The sequence below is a fragment of the Pseudoduganella violacea genome, assembly GCF_014191875.1.
GTDB classification, from domain to species: domain Bacteria; phylum Pseudomonadota; class Gammaproteobacteria; order Burkholderiales; family Burkholderiaceae_D; genus Rugamonas; species Rugamonas violacea_A.
Genome location: NZ_JACHXD010000004.1, coordinates 121659 through 147952, shown reverse-complemented (window position 1 = coordinate 147952; position 26294 = coordinate 121659). Strand labels below are relative to the sequence as shown.

Genomic DNA, 26294 nt, shown 5'->3' with positions numbered 1-26294 from the left:
TCCTATGGGTTGAAGTAGTTGCACACGCAGCCGCGTTCGCTGCGCACGATTTCGAAGTCCAGTTCATACAGTTCGCGCAACCGCTCCTCGGTCACGACTTCGTGCGCCGGGCCGCTGAAGCGGATCGCGCCACCTTTCAGCGCCACGATGTGGTCGGAATAGTTGGCGGCGAAGTTGATGTCGTGGATGACCAGGATCACGGTGCGCCCCTGCTCGTCGCACAGGCGGCGCAGGGCGCGCATGATCTGCACCGTGTGCTTCATGTCGAGGTTGTTGAGCGGCTCGTCCAGCAGCAACACCTCGGTTTCCTGGGCGATGGTCATGGCCAGGAAGGCCATTTGGCGCTGGCCGCCGCTCAATTCGTCGAGATAGGCGTGGCGCAGCGGCTCCAGCGCCAGGAAGCCGATAGCATCGTCGATGGCGCGGCGGTCGTCGGCCTTGAGCGTGCCGCGGCTGTGCGGAAAGCGGCCGAATGCGACCAGCTCTTCCACCGTCAGGCGCAGGTTGAAACCGGGCGACTGGCGCAGTGTCGCCACCTGGCGCGCATAGTCGGCGGTGCGGATCTCTAGTGCGCTGCGGCCCTTGATCAGGATGTCGCCGGCGCTCGGTTCCAGCAGGCGCGCCATGGCCATCAGCAGGGTCGATTTGCCCGCGCCGTTGGGACCGATCAGCGAACTGATACGTCCCGCAGGGAAGTGAACGTTGATATCCGAGAGAACGGTCTTGGCGCCGTAAGCCTTGTGCAGATTTCGGATGGTAATCATGTGCTGCTTCGTTTGCGTACCGTGAGCGCCAGGAAGTAGGCGCCGCAGACCAGGTTGACCAGGATGCTGACGGTGGTCTTGTAGTTGAACAGGTGCTCGACCAGGAGCTGTGCGGCGATGAAGATGCCGATGGCGACCGCGCAGCCCAGGGCCAAGGTGCTGCAATGCCTTCCGTTGCCCGCCAGCGCATAAGCGGTGTTGGCGACAAAAATGCCCATGAAGGCCGTCGGACCGATCAGGCTGGTGGACACCGCGACCAGGATGGCGATCAGGGCCAGGTAGCGCCGCGTATGGTGCGCATGGTCCACGCCCAGTGAAATGGCCTGCTCACGGCCCAGTGCCAGCACGTCGAGCACCGGCAGGGTCTTGCGGGCGGCGACGCAGACGGCGGCCAAGGCCAGCGCCGCCACCAGGAGGGACTCGGGCCGCGCCCGGTTGAAGGAGGCGTAGCTCAAGCCCTGGAACACGGCGAACTCGCCGGGCGCAATGCGCAGCTGGACGAATTGGGTGAAGCTGTCGATCACCATCGTCAGCACCAGGCCTAGCAGCAGCGGGCGATACAGGTCGCCGCCGCTGCCGCGCAGCAGCCAACGGTGCAAACCCCAGGAGTAGACCAGCATTAAGACAATGGAAACCAGGAAGTTGCCGCCCACGCCGAGCAGCGCCTGTCCCTGCGCGCCGAGCAGCAGAAGCAAGAGCGCTTGCCACAGCAGGTAGACCGCCTCGTACCCCATGATCGCCGGTGTCAGGATGCGGTTGCCGGCCAGGGTCTGGAAGGCAATCGCGGACAGGGCGACACAGACGCCGCCAATGACGATGGCCGCCAGCCGCAGCAGGCGCTTGGGAATGGTGTAATCGAAGTCCAGCCCCGCGCCCGCGAAGATGAAAACGGCGGCGAGCGCGGCGGCGGCCAGCCACACCGCCCACAAAGGGATAGCGCGCCTCATCGACCACCCCGCAGCAGCAGTACGAAGAACAGCACGCCGCCCACGCCGCCCGCCGTCAAGCCGATCGGCACTTCGAATGGGTAGAGCAGCAGGCGGCCCGCGATATCGCAGACCAGCAGCAGGGCCGCGCCGGAGAGGGCGATCAGGGGCAGGGTGCGGCCCAGGTTCTCGCCGTAGCGCCGTGCCACCAGATGGGGAACGACCAGGCCGACAAAGGGAATCGCGCCCACGGTGATGACGGTGGCGGCCACCGTCACGGACACCAGCAGCAGGCCCAGCGTCATGGTGGCGGCGTAGCTCAGTCCCAGGCTGGTGGCCATGTCTTCGCCCATGCCGAGCACGGTGAAGCGCTGGGCATACAAATAGGTCAGCGCGACGATGGGCAGCACGAGGTAGATGAGTTCATAGTGACCTTCGACAATCTTGGAGAAGTCGCCCAGCAGCCAGCCCTGCATACTTTGCAGCATGCCTTGGCGGTAGGCGTAAAACTCGGCAGCGGCGCTGAGCACGCTGCCGTACATCAGACCGATCACCGGCACCAGTACCGTGTTGCGGAAACGGATGCGGCGGATCAGGGCGATATACAGCAGGCTGGCCGCGAAACAGAAGACCAGGGCGAACAGCATGCGGCCCAGCGTGCTGCTGGCCATGGCGGGCGGTAGCGCCGTGAGCGAAACCAGGATGCCGAGCTTGGCCGCATCCAGGCCGCCCGAGGTGCCCGGCTCGACGAATTTATTGCGTACGATATGCTGCAGGATCACGCCGCAGACGGAGAGGCCGATGCCAGTCAGCACCAGCGCCGCCAGGCGCGGCAGGCGGCTGGCCGTCAGCGTCAGCCAGGCGTCGCCCGACAGCGAAATCAGCTGCGGCCACGCCAGTTGCCGGGCGCCGACCAGCAGCGAGGCGCCGCACAGCACGATGAACAGACCAAACAAGCGAATCGGCATCAGCAGTTTGCCTCGTCCGTCGCAGCTGCCGTCGTTGCTGGCGCCTCAGTCGCGGCCATCGCCACTGGCGTTGCCGCCGCCATGGCCGTTTTCGCCGCGCTTGCCGCCACGGCAGTTACTGGCGCGGCCGCGATGCGCCAGCCTTTGGCGGCTTGGCGCTGAGCCAGGAATTGCGCGTAAAGGCCTTGACTGGCGCGCAGTTGCGCCGGTGTGCCTTGTTCCACGACCCGGCCTTCATCAAGCACCACGATCTGGTCGGCCATGGCGACGGTGGAGAGCTGGTGGGCGATCACGATCAGGGTGCGCTGGCCGCGCAGCCGCGCCAGGGTGTCGGCGATGGCGGCCTGGTTTTCCGCGTCGAGCGCGGCGGTGGCTTCGTCCACCAGCAGGATGGGCGCGTCCTTGACCAGGGCACGGGCGATGGCGATGCGCTGGCGTTCGCCGCCCGAGAGGCGCGCGCCGCCTTCGCCCACCAGGGTCGCCATGCCTTGCGGCAGGCGTTCGATGATCTCGGCCACGCCAGCCTGGCGCGCTGCTGCCATGATCTCGTCATCGCTGGCATCGGGCTTGCCGACGCGGATATTGTCGGCAATGCTGCCCGCGAACAGGTAATTGTCCTGGAAAATCTGGCTGAGCTGTCCTGCCAATTGGGCGTGGGACATCTGCCGCACGTCGACGCCGCCCACCAGCACGCTGCCCTGGCTGACGTCGAAGAAGCGCGCGATCAGGCGCACCAGGGTGGTCTTGCCCGAACCCGATGCGCCGATCAGTGCCGTCATGCTGCCTGGCGCGATATGCAGACTGGCGCCGCACAGCACTTGCGGCGCGTCCGGCGCGTAGCGGAAGTGCACATCGCGCAATTCGACCGAGGCATCGCGCGGCGCTTGCGGCGCGGCGGTTTCCGGCAGCGCCTGGCCGGCGTAGATTTCTTCGATCGCTTCGAGCTGGCCGCGCGCGCCGCGCAGCACCTCGGCATAGCCGGCCACCTCCAGCAGCGGATCGATGAAGCGTCCCACCAGCAGCAGCGCGACGATGGCGCCGATCATCTCCGCGCCGGCCAGGGTGCCGCCCAGATTCTGGTTCATCCACAGCGTGGCGGCGATCAGCAGGGCCGCAAACACGGCTTGCACGGCCCAGACATTGCAGACCGCCGCCAGCGCCGATTGCCAGATCAGACGCGCGGCCGATTGGCGCTGGCGCTCGACGGCTTGTTCGAGGAAGCGCGTGCCGCCCCCCTCGCCATTGAAGGCGCGCAGCACCGACTGCGCCTGGGCGAATTCCACCATGCGCTGGCTGGCGTCGGCAAAGTGGGCGTGGTAGGTTTCATCGGCGCGGCGGGCGATCCGTCCCGTCAGCAGGAAGACGCCGGCCAGCAAGGGCAGGGCGGCCAATGCGATCAATCCCAGCGGCCAGTGCAGCGCGAACAGCGCCGCCACCATGACCAGGGGCGTGACCACGCCGCAGATCACAGGCGTGAAGACGTGGGCGGGCAGTTGGGCCACGGACATCATGCCCTGGGTGACGATGTGGCCAAGGCGGGCCGTGTTCTGCGCGGTGAACCAGCCCACCGGCAGGCGCGCGACGTGCTCGCCCAGGCGATGGCGTCCGCCCTGCAGCACGGCGACGCCGACGCGGATGCCGACCCGCTCCACCTGGCGCCGCCAGGCCCAGCAGATGGCCGTGCCGGTCAGCAGGGCGGCCAGCCAGGGCATGGCCCCGGCTGCGTCGCCTGCAAGCAGAAGCCCCAGCGCGGGCGCCAGGGTGGTGATGGTCAGGCCGCACAGCAGGCCATAGCTGACCGCCAGCCAGAGGTAGCGGCGCAGGATGGCCACGTCCTTGTCCAGCAATTGCATAAAGGTTTTCAGCATGATGCGCCCTCCAGCTCAGTCGATGTCGTGTAGCCGCCTTGGGTCCACAGCCGCGCGTAGCGGCCTTGCTGCGCCAGCAGTTGCGCATGGCTGCCTTGTTCGACGATGGCGCCGCCATCCAGCACGAGAATGCGGTCGGCCTGCATCACCGTGTCCAGCCGGTGCGCGATTACCAGCAGGGTACGTCCCTGGGCGAAGCGCGACAGGGCGTCCTGGATCGCCGCCTCGTTGCCCGCGTCGGCGGCGGCCGTGGCTTCGTCGAGCACCAGAATCGGCGGATCGAGCAGCACGGCGCGGGCGATGCTCACGCGCTGGCGCTCGCCGCCGGACAGTTCGGCATCTTCGCCCACCACCGAGTCGTAGCCGCGCGGCAGGGCCAGGATGCGTTCGTGGATATTGGCGGCGCGCGCCGCCGCTTCGATCTCCTGCTGGCTGGCGGCGGGACGGCCGAGGGCGATGTTGTCGCGCACGCTGGCATGGATCAGGCGCACTTCCTGCAGCACGAAGCCGATGCGCCGGTAGAGCTGCGTGCTCTCGATCTGGCGCAAGTCCGCGCCGCCGAGCGTGATGCGGCCTTCGCTGGGATCGAAGAAACGCAGCAGCAGGCGCGCCAGCGTCGACTTGCCGGCGCCGGAAGGACCGACGATGGCCGTCACTGTGCCGGGGGCGAGGGTAAAGCTGATGTCCTTCAGCGCTTGCTGGTCCGCGCCGTAGGCATAAGCCACATTCTCGAAACGCACTTCCTGCCCCTGGGGCAGCGCCTGCTGGCCGGGCGGTGGTCCTGCCAGCACCGGTGTTTCCAGCAGGGCCAGTACGCGCTGGGCGGCACCCGTGGCGCCCTGCAGATCATGCAGCAGCGTGTGCAGCAACAGCACGGGCGCGCAGATGCCTGGCGCCACCAGGACAAACGGCAGCACCTCGACCGGGGCGACCCAGCCCAGATGCGTGAACAGCGCGCCGAAAGCCAGCACCACGCCCAGCACCGTCACCGGCGCAACCAGGGCGTGGGCATGGGCCATGGCCGCCACCAGCGGGCGCGTGAAATCGACGAAGGACTGGGCGAATCCATCCACCGCCGCGCGGTAGCCTTCATGCGCCTGGCCGCTGGCGCCAAAGGCCTTGACCACGGGGATGCCGTTTACGAATTCGACCGTTGCGCTGTTCAAGCGTCCGAGGCGGCCGACAAATTCCTGCATATTCGCGCCGCTGGCTTTCATGGCCCGTTGCAGGAACAGGAAGAAGCCGGGGAAGGGCAGCAGGGCGGCGATGGCCATGCGCCAATCGAGGGCGAACAGGTAGATGGCCGAGATCAGGATGGCGCCCGCCGCCCGCCCCACCGCCGTGTAGAAGTGCGCGGTCAGGCTGTGCAGCGTGGCGATATCGTCCTGCATCGCCTGTTTGACCTCGCCCGAGGCGCGCTCGGTGAACCAGCCCAATGGCACCTGGGCCAGGCGTTGGGCTGCGGCCCGCCGCAGATGGTGGTTGAGGTGGCCGTCGGCCATATGGGCCAGCAACTCGCCGGCGGAGAGCAGGGCCATGCCCAACAGCATGCTCGCCACGCTGGCGATGACGGTTGGCCAGATGCTGGGCTGCGCGGCCTTGCCGCTGTCGGCCAGCAGGCTGGTCGCGATATGGGCGATGCCGGCCAGCGGCGCCAGCGCGAGCATGCTGCCCAGCGCTGCCAGGAGGGCGGCAGCGATCAAACGCCCGTGAATGGGCTGCAATACCCGGCGGATCGGACCGGGTTCCTTGGATTTGGCCGAAGCCGTGTCATGAGCGCTCATGATGGTATGCCCCTTATTTGAGGAATGGAAAGACGAATCATAATGAGAATCATTTACAAAATAAGAAACATTTTACCTTGCCGAACGACCATGACATCGTCTGAGTACGGGGCACAAGCGGGTGTTAAGATCGCGCCTCAAAAAATGCAACACGATTTAGTTTCATCATACTAAACTAATTAAAGTGAATGAACAAGACGGACGCTGTCCGCCCGCCGTCGCCACCGATCAAGGAACCAGCATGAATTCGCCACAACAGCCGCCGGCGCGCGGCCGCCCGCGCACCATCACCCGCGAACGCATCGTCGACGCGGGCATCGCGATCGGCCTGCCCAATATCACCTTCGTCGGTGTCGCCGCCGCACTTGGGGTCAGCCATATGGCGCTCTACAAGCATGTGGCCAGCCTGGAGGCGCTCAAGCATCTGGTGGCCGAAGAGATCTTCAGCCGCTGGCAGATCCCCCGCGCCAGCGCGGCGGAACGCTGCGATTTGAAGGATTACCTGATCGCCTTCACCGAGTCGGTTCGAGCGTTCGTCAAGGCCCACCCTGGGCTGACGCCATATGTGATCCGCCGCGTGGCCGCCACCCAGCCTATGCTGGACAAGATCGACGAGCACCAGAACCATATCGCCGCAGCCTACGGCGTGTCCAAGGAACAGGCGCGCTGGCTGCTGGCAACCGTGGCCTTCCACGGCATCGCCGTGGCCGACACCATGTATTCGGTGGCCGGCCGCGAACCCGTGATGGCGGCAGACCGCGCCGCCGAAGAGACTGAGATGGAGGCGGAATTCACTCAAGGCATGCGTGCGCTGATCGTCGGTGCGTTGGTTCTGCTGGCGCAGGACGCTTCTTCGGCTTTCTAAATTCATAAAACAATTTGACAACAATGATTACGTCTGTAATCATTCTTCCATCGATTACAACTGTAGATGATCGCCATGAAAGAGAAGATCGCCATCAGCGAAGCCGAATCGGTCGTCATGAAGGTGCTGTGGCAGCGCCACCCTTTGACGGCGGAGGAAATCGTCGCTGAGTTGCTGGGTCGCCAGGATTGGCAGGAATCGACCATCAAGACCCTGCTTAGCCGCCTGCTGAAGAAAGGCGCCATCCGCGCCGAGCAGGAAGGGCGGCGCTACCTGTACGCACCGGTGCTGCAGCAGGAAGCATGGCAGCTCTCAGAAAGCACCGGCATGCTGGAGCGCCTGTTCGATGGCCGCGTGGCGCCCCTGGTCGCGCACTTCAGCAAGCACCGCAAGCTTTCCAGCAAAGATATCGCGGAACTGAAGCGCCTGATCGATGAGATGGAGCCATGATGGCGGCGGCCCTGCATATCCTGCTCACACTGACGCTGGCTTTGAGCGCGGCGCTGCTGCTGGTATTCGTCCTGCGTCCCTTGCTGCGTCGCCAGGGCGGTGCGCCGCTGGCCTATGTCAGTTGGGGACTGGTGCCGTTGCTCTTGCTGGCTTGCCTGTTGCCGCATTCAGCCGGTGGTATGGCGATCGGACCGGTGCCGATGATCGATGCCGGCAGTGTCGCCGCGCATGCGGTGCAGTTGATCCACCATGCAGCAAGCGCCGCGCCGGAGATGGGCGGGGCATCTGTCTGGCTGCTTGGGCTTTGGCTGGGCGGCGTGCTGGCCATGGCTGCGCTGTTGTGCTGGCAACAGGCACGCTTTACGCGCAGCCTGGGGCGTTTGCGGCCAACGGCACAGGCGGGCGTCTATCTGGCCTGCAGCAGCACGGCGGGACCGGCGCTGATAGGCTTGCTGCATCCGCGCATCGTGCTGCCAGCGGACTTCGCTCAGCGCTATACGGCGCAAGAGCAGCAACTGATTCTGCTGCATGAGGATATGCATCGCCAGCGCGGCGACCTATATGCGAACGCTCTATGCGGCGTGCTGCAGACGATTTTTTGGTTTCACCCATTGATGCATCTGGCCGCAGCGCGCTTCCGTTTCGATCAGGAGCTGGCCTGCGATCACGCGGTATTGCATCGACACCCCCAGGCGCGGCGCAGCTATGCGCAAGCCATTTTGAAAACGCAGCTGGCGGCAAACGGCTTGCCGCTGGGCTGCAATTGGCAATCCCAGCATCCCTTGAAAGGACGTCTCATGAGCATGAACCAAAACGTACCGCATCGTTTCAGCCGTGTCGGCGCCCGTTGCCTGCTGGCGGCGCTGGCCCTGCCAGCCTGCTACAGCGCCTGGGCAGGCGCCGCCGCCATCGCGCCGCCGCCTGCCGCCACGTCCGCTGCCGTGGCGGTTCCCGCCGCCAAGGATGAGAGCAAGGAGGAGAAGATTTATCAACTGGAGGCGAAGTACAGTCTGGGCACTGGCGTTGAACGCTCCTTCCGCATGGCCGGCCTTGGCATCGGCGCACACGACAGCGGTTTTCGTATCGCACCGGGCGCGGACAAGGAGCCTTGCGAGTCGGAGTGGAGCGTATCCTTTGCCAGCGCTGAGACGGCAAGGCTGAGCGGTATCGTCCGCTGCCGTGGCGCGGTGGTGGCGCAGCCCGCCATCACGGTCAAGGTTGGACAGCCGGGCGCCATCGAATACCGGGGCGCGGACGCCGAAGCCAATTTCCGCCTGTCGGTGCTGGTGACGCGCATGCCGGCGGTGCAGTAAGCCTGGGAGGGCAACCGGCGCAGCTTGGATGAGGGCGCCGGTTTGAGTTCTCCTTACGACAGTTTCGCACCCGATTTGCCCGGTTTCGTCGCAACGGGGTTGCCAGACCGGCAAGCTCAAGCAACAATGCGGCTTCCGAACCGCAGCGAGTTGTCCCATGAACAGCACCACCGCCATCCCCGCCAAGCCAGGCCGCAGCCGCCTACGGCGCTTTCTTATCGATGGCTTCTACGTCGTGCTCTTCAACCTGGCCTGCGCGGTGCTGATCACATACACCTTCGGCCAGAGCAGCGATTTCTTCTACAACCTGTTAATCTCCAACTGCATTGGTCTGAGCATCTTCGCCTTGGTCGATTGCGTGCGCCTGCTGACCTGGGGCGACGGCCAGCGTCCCAGCCTGCCAAAATTTATCCTGCTGCTGGTGTGCGCCGTCCCCGTCGGGCAATTCCTGGGTTCGCGCCTGGCCGGCCTGCTGCTCGGCCTGAAGATCAATATGCACTACACCGTCAACTCGGGCCTGGCCGGCGGTCTGGTGTTCACCTTGCTGACCACCGTTGCGGTTTCGCTCTTCTTCTCCCACCGCGACCGCCTGGCGCAGGCGCGCGCCGAAGCGGCGCTGGAAAAGGCGCGTGCCGAAGCGGTCGAGCGCCAGGCTTTGCAAGCGCAATTGCAGCTGCTGCAGGCGCAGATCGAGCCGCATATGCTGTTCAACACCCTGGCCAATCTGCAAGGCCTGATCGCCATCGATCCGGCGCGCGCGCAGCAGATGCTGGATCAGCTGATACGCTATTTGCGCGCCACCTTGCTGTCCTCGCGCGCGCAAAGCACCACGCTGGAACAGGAATTCGCGCTGATGGACGCCTACCTCGGCCTGATGTCGGTGCGCATGGGCGAGCGCTTGAGCTATGCCTTCGAGCTGCCCGCTGAATTGCAGACAACACAGGTGCCGCCCATGCTGCTGCAGCCGCTGGTGGAAAATGCCATTGCCCACGGCCTGGAGCCGAAGATCGAGGGCGGCCATATCGCCGTCAGCGCCCGCATGCGGGACGGGTGCCTGGAGTTGAGCGTGGCCGATAGCGGCCTTGGCCCCGGCGCCGGTCCCGGCAAGAGCGGCACCAATGTGGGACTGTCGAACACGCGCGAACGCCTGCAAGCCCTATATGGCAATGCCGCCTCGCTGACGCTGGAGGCCGCCGCGCCGGCTGGCGCGCTTGCACGCATTCTTCTTCCCATCCATGCCATTTGATCGAACCAAGATGACGACAGCACTGATTGCAGAAGACGAGCCGATTTTGGCGGCAACCCTGGCCCAGGCTTTGCAACGCCTGTGGCCCGAACTGGAGGTCGTGGCGACCTGCCCGAATGGAGTGGCCGCGCTGGAACAGGCATTGGCCTTGCGTCCCGATGTGCTGTTCCTCGATATCAAGATGCCCGGCAAGAGCGGCCTGGAGGCGGCCGAGGAATTGAGCGAGCATTGGGACGACGTCAAGCCTTTCCCGCAAATCGTCTTCGTCACGGCCTACGATGAATACGCGCTGCAAGCCTTCGAGCGCGAAGCCGCCGATTACGTTTTGAAGCCGATCGGCGACGAGCGTTTGGCGCGCACCGTGGCGCGGCTGCGCCAGCGCTTGCAGGCGAAGCCGGCCAGCGGCGGCATGGACGAGCTGCTGGCCCAGTTGCGCGCGCTGACCGCCGCACCAGTCGCGCCGGCGGCCGAGCGTTTGAGTTTGATCCGTGCCGCCGTCGGCAACCAGGTGCGTCTGATTCCGATCAATGAGGTGGTGTTTTTCGAGGCGCTGGACAAGTATGTGAACGTGGTTACGGCCGATGGCGAGGCGCTGATCCGCACCAGTCTGAAGGAACTGCTGCCCCAGCTCGACAGCCAGCAGTTCTGGCAGGTCCATCGCGGCACCATCGTCAACTCGGCTTGCGTAGCCAGCTCGGTGCGCGATGAAAGCGGCAAGCTGACGCTGAACCTGCGCAACCGCGAGGAGAAGCTGCGCGTCAGCCCTCTCTATGCCCACCTGTTCCGCCAGATGTGATTCCGCCCCGGTAGCGATCAGAATCCCAGTTGGGCGCTGAACACGCCCAGGCTGCGCACCAGCGTGCCGGCAACGCCGCCGTAATGGCGCCAGCTGGCGTTGAGTTGCCAGCGGCCGTGCCGCCAGCCAGCCGCCACGCTGGCGATACGGCTGTCATTCTGCGGTTGCCACAGCACGTCGCCCGCCACTTCCAGTTCGCCCCCGCTGTGCGCGAGCCGCAGCAGCATATTGCGTTGCTGGCCTGGCGCCGCCGTGCGGTCCAGCCATGCCTCGCCAAGCAGGGAATATTTGCGCTCGGTGGTCCAGGTAAAACCAGCCAGCGCCTTGCCGCCACTATCCGACGGCTGCCAGCGCGGCGCTTGGCCGCGCGGCGTCAGCCAGGTGTCATGGCGCTGCTGCCACAAGGCCGAGCCATGCAGCTCGACGCCCTCGTTCAGCACATGGGAGAAGGACAGTCCCGCCTCCACGCCATTGCGGCGCGACAGGCGCAACACCGCGTATTCATCGCGTTTGCCGCGCTGGCGGTAGAGGCGCACGGCCAGCGCGCCATCGTCGCGCGGCTGGAGGGCGCGGCCATGGCCCGGATTGCTCAGCACCACGGTGATGGCGCGCTCGGCGTCGAAAGCTTCCCAGGCCAGCATGGGAACGCCGTCGAGGGCAGGGGCGTCGATGGCGCGCCGGTCCTCCTGCTGTATCACGTCGAGGGGACGGAAGGCATAACCCACATCCCAGCTCATGACCTTCTTGCCCGCCGTCAAAAAGCCGCCAGCGAACGGCCTTTCCAGCGTCAGTTCATTGATGCGCAGGGCGCCGCGTTCGCCGCTCGCATCGCGCATGCTGAACAGGCCGCGCAGCGCGTTCTGCGCCGGGGCGTCGAACTGCCAGCGCAGCTCGCCGGTATGCACGATACGGTTCTCATCCTCCATCCCGAGTGGATTGCCGGGCCGCGCGCTGCGCGCTTCCAGCTGCGTGCGCAGCGTACCGGCGATGCTGTTCTCGGCCAGAGCGGCAGCGGGCAGCAGCAAGCAGGCCGTCACGGCTAGGCGCGGGGTGCCGGCAAGCCTCATGGCTGAACGTCGCTGCGGCTCAGGTACATCGGATTGAACAGCTCATCGCCGAAGCTGCGCGTCTTGGTGTCGAGTGTGGTCACCCGCGTTTCGCGGTTGGTTTGCACCTCGTCGATCAGCACCATTTGCGTGACGCGCGGCTGGCCGTCGATGGTGCCCAGCTTGAAATGGGCCTGCTTGATCTTGCGGTTGGAGGTGGCATACAGGTCGGCATGCACCGGCCGGAAATCGCTCTTCGCCACCAGCAGCACGATGCGCTGGTAGCTCAGCGATTTACGCCGCGCCGCCAGTTCCAGTTCCAGGCAGGCGACGCCGTCCGCCTCCACCTCGCGCGCCACGCTGCCGTCGTAGTCGTCCGACCAGGTCATGTTGGCGATATCGCCGGTGGAGGCATCGCCCAGCAGCTTTTGCAGTGGCGTGATGCGGAAGGGGCGGGCGCTGCCGGGCAGGTACATCCAGAAATCGTCGCCCGACATCAGCACCTTCTGTCCCGTCTCGCCGGGGGAGCGGAACAGCACCAGCGATTTGCCGCCCGGACGTATCAGCACCTGGTAGCGCTTTTCCTTGGTTTCCTTGCCGTCCTTGAAGGTCTGCACCTGGGTTTCCACCTGCAGCGACGCGGCGGGCAGGCGGAAGGCGTCGGCCTTCTTCAAGATAGTCTCGATGCTGGCTGCACTGGCCGCGCCGCTTAGCGCAAGCAACAGGGCCAGGGCGGCCGATGGAATCGTCTTAGACATGGGCGAGCGCCTCCACAACGGTTTGATTGGAGGCCTTGCGGCTGACCAGCAGCGAGGCCAGGGCGGAGAGGAGGGCGACAGCGGTGGCAGCGCCCAGGTACATGGCCGGCGACACCGTCACCACCAGCGGATAGCCGCCCGTGCGGCCCGGTGGCGGCGGCATCTGTACGCCGAGGAAGAGCAGGGCGACGGCCAAGCCGCCCGCCAGGGCCATGCCCAGCACGGCGCCGACGCTGCCGAGCAGCATGCCTTCCAGCGTGAAGACGCGCATCACTTCGCGCGGCGTGGCGCCCATGGCGCGCAAGGTGCCGATTTCGCGGGTGCGTTCCAGCACGGCCATGGCCAGTGTGTTGGTGACCGAGAGCAGGACGATGACCAGCACGATCACGCCGAGGAAACCGAAGATGCGGTTATACAGATTCTTCACGCTTTGGTAGAACTGGGCCTGATTGAGCCAGGTGCGCACCGCCAGGCCGGCGCCGAGTTTCGCGCGCAAGATGGCCGCAGTGGCATCGCTGGCCTCGATCTCGTCCAGGTAGACGCTGAGCGAACTGACCTTGCGCGTATCGAGCAGGGTCTGGGCTGTGCCCAGGTCGACCATGGCCAGGCGCTTGTCGATATCGGTGATGCCGCTGCTGACGATGCCCGCCACCGTCACGTCGAGCGCATTGAGGCTGCCGCCCACGGTGGTGGACATGATGGTCAGCACGCTGCCCGGCTGCGCATTCAAGACCTTCGCCAAACCTTTGCCGAGCACAATGCCGGGACCTTTGGCGGCCGGATGGCCGTCCAGCAGTTCGCCCGAGATGCGCGTCATGAATGGACCTTTCACCAGAAACTCCTGGGTGGCGTCGACGCCGGTGCCGAGGAAGATTTCGGTCTTGTCGCCATTGCTGACCAGGCCGGAGAACTGCAGCCGGGGCAGCACGCGCTGCACCGCCGGTTCCGCAAGTAGGCGCTGGGTCAGGGCTGCCGGGTTTTGCAGGCCGTACTGCAGCGGAACGTCTTCGCTGCCGTCAAAATGGGCCGGCATGGCGACGATCAGGTGGCCGGTATCGCGCGCACTGGCCTCGGCCAGCGACTGGTAGGTGTAGAGGGCGAAGCCGCCGCCCAGCAAGGCTGCCGCGGTGCCGGTGGCCGTGATGGCCAGCGTCACCAGCGAGCGGCGGCGGTTGCGCATGGCGTTCTTCAAGGCCATGGACAGCCACTGGAATTTAGTGAGCATGAGCGCCTCCCGCCAGCACGCCGTCCTGCAGCACCAAGGCGCGATCGCAGTGGGGCAGCATGCGCTCATCATGCGTGGCGACCAGGAAGGTGGTGCCGTGTTCATGCGCCAGCTCCTGCATCAGGGCCACGATCTGGGCCGCGTTGAGCGCATCCAGATTGGCGGTCGGTTCATCGGCGATCACCAGCTTGGGACGCTTGACGATGGCGCGGGCGATGGCAACTCGCTGGCGCTGGCCGCCCGATAATTGGTCGGGGCGGTGGCCGCCGAAGCGCTCCAGTCCCACGCGTTGCAGCGCCTCGCCGACGCGCCGGCGCGCCTCGGCCGCCTGCACGCCCAGCAGGAAGAGTGGAAACTCCACATTGTCGCGGGCGCTCATCACCGGCACCAGGTTAAAGCTTTGGAACACAAAGCCGATGGCCTGACGGCGCAGGGCCGTTTTCTGCGCCTCGTTGGCCGAGCACAGGGGCTGACCATCGAACAGCAGTTCACCGCTGTCCGGATGGTCGAGCAGGCCGCACAGGTTCAGCAGGGTGCTCTTGCCGCTGCCGGATGGACCGGTGATGGCAGCGATTTCGCCGCGCACTACAGCCAGGTCCACGTCTTTCAGCGCCTGGATGGTGTTGCTGCCCAGAGTGAAGGACTTGCTGACATCGCGCAGCGACAGCAGCGGTTCGGCGTCGCGCATCATTGGCCCAGCTCCTTCAGGCGCGCCTCGGCGGCGGTGCTGTATTTGCCGGCCGGCGTGATGGCCGCCAACTGGCGCAGGTAGGCGATTTCGTCGGCGCCGCGCTTTTCATTGGCGGCGATGCTGGCTGCGGCATTCAACAGGCTGGCGCGTACTTGGGGCGAAGCCTGGCCGAAAACCTTGGAGTCGATGGCCGCCTGTACGGCGCGCTTGCCGCCCGCGCCACGGTTCATGAAGCCGGGCAGGGAGAGCAGGGTGTTGGCGGCCACCAGGCGGATTTCGATGCTTTCGGGCGTGCCGTTGAATAGCGCTTCGTCATGTTCGGGCGTGAGCTGGGCCAGCGCTTTTTCGATGGCGTTGGCGCCTTTTTCGGCGTACTTCAGCTTATCCCAGGGCATCATGGCATCGCGGCCCTTCATGGCGGTGGCGGCCCCTTCGTAGGCGGCTAGCAGCGGATGGGATGGATTGGCGGCAGCCAGCGCGGAGAAGGCAGCGATGGCCGCATCACTCGCCTTGCTGTCGCCTCCTGCGGCAGCCTTGAACTGTTGGCGCGCCTGGGCGAAGCCGTCCGGTGCCACTTCCTGCGGTGCGGCGCCGGCGGAGATGGCAGCTGCTGCCAGCATGGTGGCGACGAGGGTTTTCAGGGTATATTCCATTACCAAGCTCCTTGTGGTTGGCTGATCGATGTGGCAAGACTATCGATGGCCGGAGCCGGCATCCACGCGGATGCGACGAAACAGGTTTATTGGGCGGCGAAACAAGGATGGGACGGCGCCATCCAGCGCCGTTTCGCGAAAAAAAGCACAAAACTGTCTCGACATTTGAAAAAGGGCTGTATATAATGCGGCCTCTTTTCCCTGATAGCTCAGTCGGTAGAGCGACGGACTGTTAATCCGCAGGTCCCTGGTTCGAGTCCAGGTCGGGGAGCCAGAATACTGAAAAGCCCAGCCTCACGGTTGGGCTTTTTGCATTGAGCTTGTTGATGGGAGTGGAGCATGGCGAAGAAAAAGGAAGAACTCGATCCGGAAACCCTGGAACTGATCCAGTGGTGCATCGAGGTCGAAGGCTGGCTGGTCAAGGGCGGTGCGACCGTGGAGCAGGCGCAGGACCATATTGAAGAGCAGATCGAGTGGTTCACTGATCTGTTCTACGACGGCTTGACGCCGGAAGAGGCGGCGAAAGAAGCCTTGGCTTGATTGGTGCGCCGGGGCTTTACATGTATTGATGCGCTGCCAGCGCAATCAGGCCGCCCATGGTGGTGAGCTGCATGCCGATGACCCACTTGATGAAATAATCCAGCTTGGCCTCAAGCCGGTCAATGCGCTGCGTGGTCCGCTCGTCGACCTCCTTGAGCTCCCTGCTGATTTTTTCATAGAGTAATTGCTGGGACTCATGAAATTCGAGCCGCAGCTTGTCGGCCGTGTGTTCGATTTCGGCATGTAAGGACGCAAAGCCAGCGTCCATGTGCTGCCTGAGCAGGGCGATGTCGCAGTGCAAATCCACCACGGCTTTCTCCAATACAGTAATGCGCGCCTCGTGTTTATCATACTGCGAACTTGGACTTGATTCGTTGCTATGAAGTTCCATGGCGTGCTCCTGGTTGAGCGAGAGAAGGGCGGCGTGGCCGCCCCTTGGCCGAGATGAGTGCAGGTGTTTAGCCGGCGCCGCCTGCCGGTTTCGCGGCTTGATGGCCGTGGATCTGCTTCACCTCGATGGCTTTGTCGGTGGTGTAGAGCGCTGTCACGCTGACTTCGCCCGGCGCGCTGATTTCGAGGATGCCGATGGTGAGCACATCGACGGCGGAACCGAACAGCAGCTCGGTGATGCGGCAGCAATCGTCCATCGTCGCCGAGTGCGGCGGCAGCACGACGGTATCCTCGGCGCGCGGCAGGCCTACTTTCGGCTCGCGGCCCAGCGGCGCGCCTGCCAGCACCACGGGGATGAAGCGCTTGCGCAGCGTCATCGGCTGGTCCGTGTGGTTGTGGATGGTGATCTGGGTTGCATAATGGCCGGGGCGCACCGGCGTGCAGCAGCATTCGGGATGCTTGTGCTGCGTGCCGCAGACGAATTTGACCGAGTACACCGTCACCTTCGGCCGGCAGGGCGGCACGGTGATCTTCACCGTTTTGGCGGCGGCGACGGCGCCGTCCACCACCACGTCCAGCGTGCCGTTGACGACTTTCTCTTCCTCGGCGCAGGCGATACCGTGGAATTTCACCCTGAATTCCAGCATATGCTCGCGCTCCCCGGCCAGCGGGCCATAACCTCCGGCCGGGTCGATCGAGACGACGAAGGGCGCGATGCTGGCGCTGGGCACCAGCTTCAGATTGGCGATGGAGGACACCGCACCGGTCACCATATCGATGATGGTTTTGACGATGGTGTCGGGCTTGATGCCGCTGACGAAGGCGCCGCCGGTGGCTGCTGCAACGCGCGTGCCTTGGCCGGCCGAGCCGCCTGGCGCGCCGCAAGACCCGGTGTAGTCGCTGGAGAGTGGCGCGGGATCGTCGTCCAATCCCGGCGTGGCGGTGGAAATGGCCAGCACCGCGATTCCCTGTCCGCTCAGTGCGGCGGTGGCGCTGGCCTCGGTGATGGCGCTGGCCAGGCCTGAGATCGCGGTGCAGATCGGATCATGGCCTGGCGCATCGCCGATCCAGACGATGATGCGTCTGGCGCCGGCGCGCCAGCCGATGCTGCCGCCGGGTGCCTGCGCCAGCTGCTCCAGCGCGAGGAACTGGCCTTCGGCCGTATCGCCGCCGCCGCTGGCCGACCAGGCGCCGATGGCTGCCGTGACGGCGGGCGCCGCATTGGTGGGGTTGAGCTGGTGGCTGAAAGGCGAGGGCGCCTTGGGCGGAAAGTCGCGGTAATTGCCGACGCCGAACATCAGGTCCATGCCCAAACCGCTCAAGGCGGTCAGCACATTATTGGCGCCGGCCTGCACGGCGGCCAGCACCGGCCCCATGGAACCGGTGGTGTCGGCCAGGAAGTAGATGTCGGCTTTCGCCACGCCGGCGTTTTTCGGCACCGTGACGGTGATGGTCTCGTCCAGCGTGTCGTCGGGGTTCAGCGTCAGCACATTGCTGGCCGGATCGATCGTGATCATCCCCAGCGCGGCGGCGTCGATCTCCACCCGGCGCGTGGCATCGACCATGGGCTCCAGCGCGGAATGGCGTTCGCGTTCCTTGCCATCCTCCGCCAGCAGGATGCGCCAGGATGGACCGTTCGGATCGTCCGGCGAGACAGCGCTGAAATCGTACAGGGTTTCGCCGCTATCGGGATCGCTGATTTCGGCGGCGTGGACGATCCGCAGCCGGTCCATGCCATGCTTTTTTTGCATCAGGGTGAGGGCGCGTTGCGCCAGGGCGTTCGATTTCATTTCGGGGGCCTCGGAGAATGAAAAAAGGGGGGACTTTCATCATAGGACTACCCTTTTTTGCCCCGGCTGCGCTAGATCAAAAGCGGCTTTGCCTGGACCGCTTGCGCATGTTTTTTTGCTATTGTTTTGCGCTGCGTCACGCCGCGAAGCCTTGAAAATAGTGTTGTTGGCCCGGCTTGGCGCGTATATAATGCGCCCGACTTTTTCCCTGACGGCCCAGCCGGTAGAGCGATGGAGCGCGTTTTGCGTTCTCGCTTCGAGTCGTGGTCGGGGAGCCAGAATATTTTGGGGGCTGCGTTGATCGACGCAGCCCTTTGTTTTTCGGCGCAAGAAGAAAAAGAAAACACCGAATCCCCCGCGCATCGAGGATGCTGCCGTGATGAGGACAGGAGACAGCCGTTGTATACCTTCGCAGAATTTATTTCAAACTAAGGAAAGCAAATGATGAAACTGTCCAAGATGCACAAGCGTCTGCTGGCCGTAGGCGCTTTGATGCCGATGGCCGCGATGGCGCAGGAAGCCGCCCAGCCAGCCAAAGGCCAGCTGGAAACGGTGACCGTGACTGCCCAGCGCCGCGCCGAGAATATCCGCGATGTGCCGGTTTCGGTGTCGATGCTGAAAGACGAGAAGCTCGACGTGATCGTCTCCAGCGGCCAGGATATCCGGGTACTCGCAGGCAAAACCCCGAGCCTGAACGTTGAATCCTCCAACGGCCGCACCTTCCCCCGCTTCTACATCCGCGGCTATGGCAACACCGATTTCAGCGTGTTCGCTTCCCAGCCAGTTTCCCTGATTTATGACGACGTAGTGCAAGAGAACCCGATTCTGAAAGGTTTCCCTATGTTCGACATGGCCGGCGTTGAAGTGCTGCGCGGCCCGCAAGGAACCCTGTTCGGCCGCAACACCCCGGCCGGCGTGGTGAAGTTCGAATCGGCCAAGCCGCACCTGAAAGGCATCGACGGCTACTACAACGTCTCCTACGCCACCCACGCCACCACCAATGTGGAAGGCGCGGTCAACGTGCCGCTGTCGAAAGAATGGGCGATGCGCGTTTCCACCCTGCGCCAGCACCGCGACGGCTACGTGGACAACACCTTCACCGGCAAGAAGGACGAGCTGGAAGGCTATAACGAGCATGCCGAACGCGTACAGTTCCTGTACCAGCCGGGCGGCTCCTTCAACGCCCTGTTCAATCTGCACCAGCGCAGCACCGGCGGCAGCGCGCGCCTGTTCCGCGCCAATATGATCAAGAAGGGCACCAACGAAGTCGTGGACGGCTTCAATCCCAACGAGATCCACACCAATGGCCAGAACTTCCAGAACCTGAACACCAAGGGCGCGAACGTGCGTCTGAGCTGGGATCTGGGCCCGGTCAAGCTGTTCTCGATCACCGGCTATGAAACCGTGGGCAACTACGTGAGCCGCGGCGACATCGACGGCGGCACCCCGACCGGTACCGGCTTCATTCCTTTCCAGGTTGAGACCGCGGGCGGCATCAGCGATATGAAGCAGTACAGCCAGGAATTCCGCGTTGAATCGAAAAACGCAGGTCCGCTGAACTGGCAGACCGGCCTCTATTACTTCAATGAAGACGCAAGCGGCTTTACCAACAACTTCAACAGCGATACCGGCGTGCAGTTCTCGCACCTGTCCAGCCGCCAGAAGAACACCGCCTGGGCGGCCTTCGGTTCGCTGAACTATGCCTTCTCCGACGCCTTCACCGTGCGCGGCGGCCTGCGCTACACCAAGGACAAGAAGGACTTCAACACCATCAAGCGTGAAAACGTGGTGCAGATCGGCCCTGATTCCTTCGGCGAGAGCAAGAACAAGGCGAACTGGGATCTGAGCGCCAACTACACCGTGAACAAGGACGTGAGCGTGTACGCCCGCGTGGCAACCGGCTTCCGCGCGCCAAGTATCGCGGCCGCTTCGGCCAATGCGCCGATCACCGTGGCTGACGCGGAAACCATCACCTCGATCGAAGCTGGCGTGAAGGCTGACCTGTTCAACCGCCGCGCACGCGTTTCCATGAGCGTGTACGACTACGACGTGAAGAACCAGCAGCTGACCGTGGTTGGCGGTAACACCAACGTGACCCGTCTGATCAACGCCGCCAAGACCAAGGGCCGTGGCGTGGAGATGGACTTCGAAGGCTTCATCACCAACGACTTCAAGGTATCGACCAGCGCTTCGTACAACTACACCCAGCTGCGCGATCCTTCGCTGTCCGTGCAGACCTGCCGCCAGTGCACCGTGACCGATCCGCTGAACGCGGCCGGCCGCGCCATCATCGACGGCAACGCACTGCCGCAAGCGCCGAAGTGGATCATCAACGCCAGCGCGCGTTACAACTTCCCTCTGGCCGAAGGCAATCTGTTCATCCTGACCGACTGGTCCTACCGCAGCAAGATCAACTTCTTCCTGTATGAGTCGAAGGAATTCACCGGCAAGGCCATGACCGAAGGCGGCCTGCGCGTGGGCTACAACTGGCAAGGTGGCAAATATGAAGTGGCTGCATTCGGCCGCAACATCACCAACACCCAGCGCATCACCGGCGGTATCGACTTCAACAACCTGACCGGCTTCATCAACGAGCCGCGTCAATGGGGCGTGCAGTTCAAGGGCAGCTTCTAAAAGCGACTCTTGACTGATCAAGGAACGGCTCCGCGAGCAATCGCGGGGCCGTTTTTATTTGGGCTATATGGGCTACACTGGCGGCGGGAGGATGAACGATGAAACCATGGTTTGTTTTGCTGGCTGTTCTTGCCTGCGCGGTGGGCGGCCATGCGGGTGCGCAGCAGCAGCCTTTCATTTGCCGTTCGGTGGAGTCCGGCCTGGGTCAGCCCCTGGTGGACAACCAGGATGGCGTCGGCCATCCGGTGCGCGATGCTGACGACAAGTTGGTTGGCTACAGCCGCAATTGCGCGATCAACGCGCAGGTGCGCTACTTCTATTACAACGGCAGCACTTTCAAGGCTTATGATCCGGCGGGCGAGCCGCCATCCGATTTGAAAAGCACGAACTGGAAAGGCACCAGCGTGCCTTTCGTGGTGCGGGTGGAGGCGGGCAGCATCAACCGTTTTCTCTATACCATCGCCATGCTGGCGCCGCAGCCAGGTGGGCCGGGCGAATGGAATAATAAGCTGGTGTACTGGCTGCGCGGCGGCGTCGGCATCGGCCATCAGCAGGGGACGGCCATGTGGTTCAAGGAGGCGCTGGGCAGCGCCGAACGGCGCATGATGCCGCGCCTGCTGGCCCAGGGCTATGCGGTGGTGACTTCCTCCGGCAACGAAACCGGGGTTCACTACAATATGCGCTTGGCCGGGGAAACGGCGGCGCTGACCAAGCAGTATTTCGTGCACACTTACGGCGCGCCGCGCTACACCGTCGGCATCGGCGGATCGGGCGGCGGCGTGCAGCAGTATCTGTTCGCGCAAAACCAGCCAGGCTTGCTGGATGCGGGGATACCGATCCAATCCTATCCGGACATGATTACCCAGACCATTCCCGTGTCGGACTGTCCTTTGCTGGGCCAGTATTTCAGGGAGGAGGCGGCGCGCGATCCGGCTTCGCCCTGGGCGCAGTGGAGCCGCCAGGCCTGGATCGAAGGTATGAACGCCAGCGACAGCGCGCGCAATCCGCTCACGGGCGGCACGGGTTCCACCGAGTGCATCACTGGCTGGCGCATGGCCATGCCGAATGTGCTCAATCCGCAGTACAAAGATCCGCGCTTTGATCTGGCGGTCAAGGCCTATGGCTATTCCGACAGCGCCTTCGCCGGCGTCAAATGGACGCACTGGAACGACCTGTCCGACCTCTACGGCGTGGACAGCCGAGGCTTCGCCCCCATCACCATCGACAACGTTGGCGTGCAGTATGGCCTGGAGGCGCTGGCGAAAGGCCGGATCGGCACGGACGAATTCTTGCGCATCAATGCCTGCGCCGGCAGCTGGAAGGACCAGGCCGATTTCGTGCAGTGGGACGCCAGCGGCGATCCTTTCGATGCGCGCAATATGCAGCGTAGCTCCAGCTGCCGTGATCCAGCCGGCACGCCGTCGCCGCGGCGCCAGGGTGATGTGCAGGCCATACGCAAGGCTTACGCCTCCGGCGAAGTCTTCACCGGCCGCCGCCTCGGCATTCCGATGATCGATCTGCGACCTTATCTGGAGCCGGAATTGAATATGCACAACGCGCGCCAGGCCTTCTCGGTCAGGGCTCGGCTGGAGGCGGGTGCGTCGTCCGAAGCAGCGCGCCAGGTTGTCTGGTTCACCGGTTCCGAAGCGGTGCTGGCCGATGCGGCGATGGAGGCTTTGGGTGTGTTGGACCGTTATCTGTCGGATGGCAAGCCGCCGCCCGGCTTCACTGACAAATGCCTGGATGGCGGCGGCGCGCCGATTGCCGCCGGCGCCGGGGTGTGGGACGGTATCTTGAACAAGAAGGCGGCGGGCGCCTGTACCCGGGCCTTCCCGCTGTTCAGCAGCCCGCGCATGGTGGCTGGCGATTCCATCAAGGGCGATATCTTCATATGCGCGCTGAAACCGGTCGCCAAGGCGCTGGAGGACGGTACCTATCCCTCCGCGCTGGAATTCACACTGCCGCAGCGCGCGTGGTTGGCGCGCATCTTCCCGCAGGGCGTGTGCGATTATCGGCAGGAGGGTGTGGGGCGGCCCTGAGTCTGGCGAAAATGAAAAGATTTCAGCCGATGTTTCAAAAAATTGTTTGCAGACTGCGGCGAGCCGTATATAATGCGGCCTCTTTTCCCTGATAGCTCAGTCGGTAGAGCGACGGACTGTTAATCCGCAGGTCCCTGGTTCGAGTCCAGGTCGGGGAGCCAGAATACAAAAGGGGGTTACGAGTGATCGTAACCCCCTTTTTCTTTTGCCAACTATTCAGAAGCTAGCAGCTTAGGTATATTCGTAATAATCCTGCTACTTCTGCTGATAAGTTCCGACTGCGATGAAAAACAAATGGCTGAAGCGCGCGCTGCGCGCCGTTCTTGTTCTTGCCGGTCTGGTGCTGCTGTATGCGGCGCTGGGCTTTCTGGCTTTGCCGGCCCTGATCAAATCGCAGGCGCAGCAAAAGGCGGCCGATATCCTGCATCGCCAGCTCACCATTGAAAAGGTCGAACTCAATCCCTTTACGCTGGCGCTGACGGTGCATGGCTTGAAGATGATGGAGCCGCAGGGCGACGCTGTTTTCGCCAGCTTCGACCGGTTGGCCGTGGACCTGTCCGGCCAGTCCCTGCTGCGCCTTGCGCCCGTGGTGCAGGAAGTCCGTCTGAGCAAGCCCTATGTGCATCTGGTGCGCAAGGATGCCAACCATTACAGCATCGACGACATCATTGAGCTGATCGCCAGCCAGCCGCCTTCGCCGGAACCGGCGCGCTTCTCGGTCAACAATATCCAGATCGAGGAGGGCGGCATCGCCTTCGAGGATAAGCCGGCCGGCAGCAGTCATAAGATCGAAGGCCTGAAACTGGGCATTCCATTCGTCTCGTCCATGCCGACCGACGTGCAGCTGTTTGTGGAGCCGCTGTTCAGCGCCGTCGTCAATGGCGCGCCGCTGCACCTGAACGGCAAGCTGCGTCCCTTCGCCGACACCAAGGAAGTGGTGTTTGAGCTGAAGCTGGATAATCTGGACGTACCGCGCTATCTGGCCTATTTGCCGACCAAGCTGGCCTTCCGCATGCCAAGCGGCCGTCTTGATGCGCAACTGCACGCCAGCTTCCGCCAGCCGAAAGAGGGCGGCCCTGCGCTGGTGCTGGGCGGCGAAGCGAAAGCGCAATCGGTGGAGCTGACCCAGGCCGACGGCAAGCCCGCGCTGAAAGCCAAGGAGTTGGTGGCCAAGCTGGGCAAGATCGATGTATTCGGCGGCCGTTTCGACTTCGAGAGCCTGATCGTGGACGGGCTGGAAGCGAATGTGGTCAGCGACGGCAAGGGCCAGCTGAATGTGGCGCGCATGTTCGCGCCGGAGCAGCCGCAGCCCCTTGCGCCGGCATCCACCAAAGTACCTGCCAAGGCCGAGAAAAATTCGTCCGGTTCGCACTACGCGCTGAAAACGCTGGAGTTCCGCAACACCACGCTGCGCTATACCCACGAAGCGCCGCATGAGCCGATGCGTGTGGCCGTGGACAAGTTCGCGCTGGCGCTGCGCGACATCGCTGTCGAAACCGGCAAGCAGACTGTCAGCATCGGCGAAATCGTATCCGACAGCGCCGGGATTGACGTCAACTTCGACAAGCCCCGCGCCGCTGCTCCCGCGCCGCAGCCAAAAAGTGCTGCACCGAAGGACGAAGGTTCCTACGTGCTGACGATTGCCCGTCTCGGCATCGACAACTGGACCACGCGCCTGGTGGACAATGCCCACGCCAAGCCGCTGCAAATTGCCGTCGCGCCGCTGTCCCTCGATCTGCAGGATATTTCCACCGCGCCCGGCTCGCGCATCAAAGTGGACCTGAAAACCACCGTGAACAACGATGGCCGCCTGGCCCTGAACGGCAGCTTCGTGCTGGCGCCGTTCAGTACCGAACTGGCGGTGGAAGTGAAGGATCTTGGCATCCTGCCGCTGCAGCCCTATGTCACCGATTACGTGAACCTGCGCCTGGTGCATGCCGACGTGTCCACCAAGGGCAAGCTGCTGCTGGAAACCGGCAGCGACGGCGCCATGAAGGGCGGCTTCAAGGGCGATGCCAGCGTGACCAACCTGGCCACTGTCGACAAGGCCAGCTCCAACGACTTCCTGCGCTGGAAAGCGCTGACCTTCGGCGGCGTGGACGTGCGCCTGCAGCCGTTTGCCTTGAATATCGACAAGGTCGGCCTGAGCGACTTCTTTGCGCGCATCATCATCGATCCTTCCGGCCGCATCAACGTGCAGGACATCATGCGCGACAAGGACGGTGAAGCCAAAAGCCTGACCGAGGCCGATCCGTCCTCGCACACGAAAGCCAAGGCTAATGCGCCCAAGACGCCGGCCGTGGCCGAGGCCAAGCCGGTGCGGAAGGAAGCCGCGCAACCGCTGCCGCCTGTGCGCGTCGGCAAGCTGGTGCTATCGGGCGGGCGGGTGCGCTTCACCGATAACTTCATCAAGCCAAACTACACGGCCAATCTGAATGATCTGGGCGGCACGGTGTCGGGCCTGTCGTCGGATGCGAACAGCAGCGCCAATGTCGATCTGCGCGGTGTGGTGAACAATGCGCCGCTGGTTATCGGCGGCCGCGTCAACCCGCTTAAGCGCGACCTGTCGTTGGACGTGAAGGCCGAGGTGCGCGGCATCGAACTGGCTTCGCTGTCGGCCTATTCGGACAAGTATGTGGGCTATGGCATCGAGAAGGGCAAGATGTCCTTCGAGGTGGGCTACAACATCGAAAACCGCCAGCTCAAATCCAGCAACCGCCTGATCCTGGAGCAGCTGACCTTCGGCCGCGAAAACAGCAATCCCGATGTGACCAAGCTGCCGGTCGGCCTGGCCGTGGCGCTGCTGAGCGACCGTAATGGCGTGATCGACATCAATGTGCCGATCGGTGGTTCGATCGACGATCCCGAATTCTCCATCGGCGGCATCATCCTGAAGATCATCGGCAACGCCATCGTGAAAACGGTGACGGCGCCGTTCACCTTGATCAGTTCCCTGTTCGGTGGCGGCAGCGCCGAAGAGCTGTCCATGCTGGCCTTCGATCCGGGCCGCGCCCAGATCCCGGCGGCGGGCGAGGAGAAGCTCAAGCCGCTGGCGCGCGCCCTGGGCGAACGTCCCGGCCTGAAGCTGGAAATTACTGGCCGCTACGATCCAGCGATGGATATGGAAGCGCTCAAGCTGCTGTCCATTGATCGCAAGCTGCGCGCCTTGAAAGCCAAGGATATGCAGGCGCGCGGCGAAGTTTTGCCGGACAGCGTGACGGTGAAGGCGGAAGAGCGCCTGGCCCTGCTGACGCGCGCCTATAAGGAAGAGAAGTTTGACAAGCCGCGCAACGCGCTCGGCCTGCAAAAGTCGCTGCCGCAGGCAGAGATGGAAAGACTGATGCTGTCCCATACCAAGGTCGAGGAAGAGGATTTGGTCGCACTGGGCAACCGCCGCGCGCAGGCGGCCAAGGATTGGCTGACCAAGACCGGCCAGGTGCCGGCCGAACGCCTCTTCATCGTCGCCGCCAAGGCGGTGCAGAAAGACGCGGGCGGCGAGAAAGCCCAGTCCACCCGCGTTGATTTTTCGCTGCGCTGACGGAGCGCTT

21 protein-coding genes and 2 tRNA genes are annotated in these 26294 nt (G+C 64.0%); 11 read left to right on the top strand and 12 right to left on the bottom strand.

Going from position 1 to position 26294, the window contains the following annotated elements:
- Positions 1-2 precede the first annotated feature (2 nt).
- The 5 genes from FHS03_RS09080 to FHS03_RS09060 are packed head-to-tail and all read right to left on the bottom strand — an operon-like array spanning position 3 to position 6310.
- Entirely contained in the window at positions 3-764 is a 762-nt protein-coding gene (locus tag FHS03_RS09080) for an iron ABC transporter ATP-binding protein (protein WP_183440679.1), read from the bottom strand.
- Positions 761-1711, bottom strand: a complete 951-nt coding sequence (locus FHS03_RS09075) for an iron chelate uptake ABC transporter family permease subunit (protein WP_183440678.1) — start codon at positions 1709-1711, stop codon at positions 761-763. The genes FHS03_RS09080 and FHS03_RS09075 overlap by 4 nt, the downstream gene beginning before the upstream one ends.
- Positions 1708-2658: an ABC transporter permease gene (locus FHS03_RS09070; protein ID WP_183440677.1), complete on the bottom strand. Its 951-nt coding sequence runs from the start codon at positions 2656-2658 to the stop codon at positions 1708-1710. The genes FHS03_RS09075 and FHS03_RS09070 overlap by 4 nt, the downstream gene beginning before the upstream one ends.
- A complete protein-coding gene (locus FHS03_RS09065) occupies positions 2658-4526 on the bottom strand; it encodes an ABC transporter ATP-binding protein (protein WP_183440676.1) in 1869 nt (622 codons plus the stop codon). The genes FHS03_RS09070 and FHS03_RS09065 overlap by 1 nt, the downstream gene beginning before the upstream one ends.
- Positions 4520-6310: an ABC transporter ATP-binding protein gene (locus FHS03_RS09060; protein ID WP_183440675.1), complete on the bottom strand. Its 1791-nt coding sequence runs from the start codon at positions 6308-6310 to the stop codon at positions 4520-4522. The genes FHS03_RS09065 and FHS03_RS09060 overlap by 7 nt, the downstream gene beginning before the upstream one ends.
- A 241-nt stretch (positions 6311-6551) precedes the next feature.
- On the opposite strand from FHS03_RS09060, the gene FHS03_RS09055 reads away from it, so the two are divergent.
- The 5 genes from FHS03_RS09055 (at position 6552) to FHS03_RS09035 (ending at position 10980) form a co-directional block, all read left to right on the top strand.
- The gene (locus FHS03_RS09055; protein WP_183440674.1) at positions 6552-7175 is read left to right on the top strand and encodes a TetR/AcrR family transcriptional regulator; all 624 of its coding nucleotides are present in this window, start codon (positions 6552-6554) and stop codon (positions 7173-7175) included.
- A 75-nt stretch (positions 7176-7250) separates the two neighbouring features.
- A complete protein-coding gene (locus FHS03_RS09050; protein WP_221208087.1) occupies positions 7251-7625 on the top strand; it encodes a BlaI/MecI/CopY family transcriptional regulator in 375 nt (124 codons plus the stop codon).
- The gene (locus FHS03_RS09045) at positions 7622-8938 is read left to right on the top strand and encodes a M56 family metallopeptidase (protein WP_183440673.1); all 1317 of its coding nucleotides are present in this window, start codon (positions 7622-7624) and stop codon (positions 8936-8938) included. The genes FHS03_RS09050 and FHS03_RS09045 overlap by 4 nt, the downstream gene beginning before the upstream one ends.
- Positions 8939-9095: 157 nt before the next feature.
- Entirely contained in the window at positions 9096-10184 is a 1089-nt protein-coding gene (locus FHS03_RS09040; RefSeq protein ID WP_183440672.1) for a sensor histidine kinase, read from the top strand.
- Between the two features lie 10 nt (positions 10185-10194).
- On the top strand, positions 10195-10980 hold the full coding sequence (locus FHS03_RS09035; RefSeq protein WP_183440671.1) for a LytR/AlgR family response regulator transcription factor: 786 nt from the start codon (positions 10195-10197) through the stop codon (positions 10978-10980).
- Positions 10981-10997: 17 nt separating this feature from the next.
- Here the strand turns inward: FHS03_RS09035 and FHS03_RS09030 are convergent, their stop codons facing one another.
- From FHS03_RS09030 to FHS03_RS09010, 5 genes are read right to left on the bottom strand one after another with little or no spacing between them, the layout of a single operon-like run.
- Positions 10998-12047 (bottom strand): hypothetical protein, encoded by a 1050-nt coding sequence (locus FHS03_RS09030; protein WP_183440670.1) that lies wholly within the window; start codon positions 12045-12047, stop codon positions 10998-11000.
- Positions 12044-12784, bottom strand: a complete 741-nt coding sequence (locus FHS03_RS09025; protein ID WP_183440669.1) for an outer membrane lipoprotein-sorting protein — start codon at positions 12782-12784, stop codon at positions 12044-12046. The genes FHS03_RS09030 and FHS03_RS09025 overlap by 4 nt, the downstream gene beginning before the upstream one ends.
- A complete protein-coding gene (locus tag FHS03_RS09020; RefSeq protein ID WP_183440668.1) occupies positions 12777-14009 on the bottom strand; it encodes an ABC transporter permease in 1233 nt (410 codons plus the stop codon). The genes FHS03_RS09025 and FHS03_RS09020 overlap by 8 nt, the downstream gene beginning before the upstream one ends.
- A complete protein-coding gene (locus FHS03_RS09015) occupies positions 13999-14700 on the bottom strand; it encodes an ABC transporter ATP-binding protein (protein ID WP_229426128.1) in 702 nt (233 codons plus the stop codon). Before FHS03_RS09015 ends, FHS03_RS09020 begins: the two co-directional genes overlap by 11 nt.
- Positions 14697-15353 (bottom strand): hypothetical protein, encoded by a 657-nt coding sequence (locus FHS03_RS09010; protein ID WP_183440667.1) that lies wholly within the window; start codon positions 15351-15353, stop codon positions 14697-14699. The genes FHS03_RS09015 and FHS03_RS09010 overlap by 4 nt, the downstream gene beginning before the upstream one ends.
- A gap of 198 nt (positions 15354-15551) precedes the next feature.
- Between FHS03_RS09010 and FHS03_RS09005 the strand changes: the two genes are divergently transcribed.
- A tRNA-Asn gene (locus FHS03_RS09005) sits at positions 15552-15627 on the top strand.
- A 65-nt stretch (positions 15628-15692) separates the two neighbouring features.
- Positions 15693-15893 (top strand): hypothetical protein, encoded by a 201-nt coding sequence (locus tag FHS03_RS09000; RefSeq protein ID WP_050406862.1) that lies wholly within the window; start codon positions 15693-15695, stop codon positions 15891-15893.
- Between the two features lie 16 nt (positions 15894-15909).
- Here FHS03_RS09000 and FHS03_RS08995 read toward each other — a convergent pair whose 3' ends face one another.
- Together FHS03_RS08995 and FHS03_RS08990 are read right to left on the bottom strand one after the other, a co-directional pair.
- A complete protein-coding gene (locus FHS03_RS08995) occupies positions 15910-16284 on the bottom strand; it encodes a hypothetical protein (RefSeq protein WP_183440666.1) in 375 nt (124 codons plus the stop codon).
- Positions 16285-16351: 67 nt separating this feature from the next.
- Entirely contained in the window at positions 16352-18073 is a 1722-nt protein-coding gene (locus FHS03_RS08990; protein ID WP_183440665.1) for a vWA domain-containing protein, read from the bottom strand.
- Positions 18074-18514: 441 nt separating this feature from the next.
- Between FHS03_RS08990 and FHS03_RS08985 the strand changes: the two genes are divergently transcribed.
- The 4 genes from FHS03_RS08985 to FHS03_RS08970 all read left to right on the top strand — a co-directional run bounded on the left by FHS03_RS08985 (position 18515) and on the right by FHS03_RS08970 (position 26284).
- A complete protein-coding gene (locus tag FHS03_RS08985; RefSeq protein WP_183440664.1) occupies positions 18515-20707 on the top strand; it encodes a TonB-dependent receptor in 2193 nt (730 codons plus the stop codon).
- A gap of 98 nt (positions 20708-20805) precedes the next feature.
- Positions 20806-22746 carry a DUF6351 family protein gene (locus tag FHS03_RS08980; RefSeq protein ID WP_183440663.1) on the top strand — a complete coding sequence of 647 codons (1941 nt, stop codon included), beginning with the start codon at positions 20806-20808 and terminating at the stop codon, positions 22744-22746.
- An 85-nt stretch (positions 22747-22831) separates the two neighbouring features.
- A tRNA-Asn gene (locus FHS03_RS08975) sits at positions 22832-22907 on the top strand.
- 122 nt (positions 22908-23029) lie between these two features.
- Positions 23030-26284 (top strand): DUF748 domain-containing protein, encoded by a 3255-nt coding sequence (locus FHS03_RS08970; protein WP_183440662.1) that lies wholly within the window; start codon positions 23030-23032, stop codon positions 26282-26284.
- Positions 26285-26294: the final 10 nt, after the last annotated feature.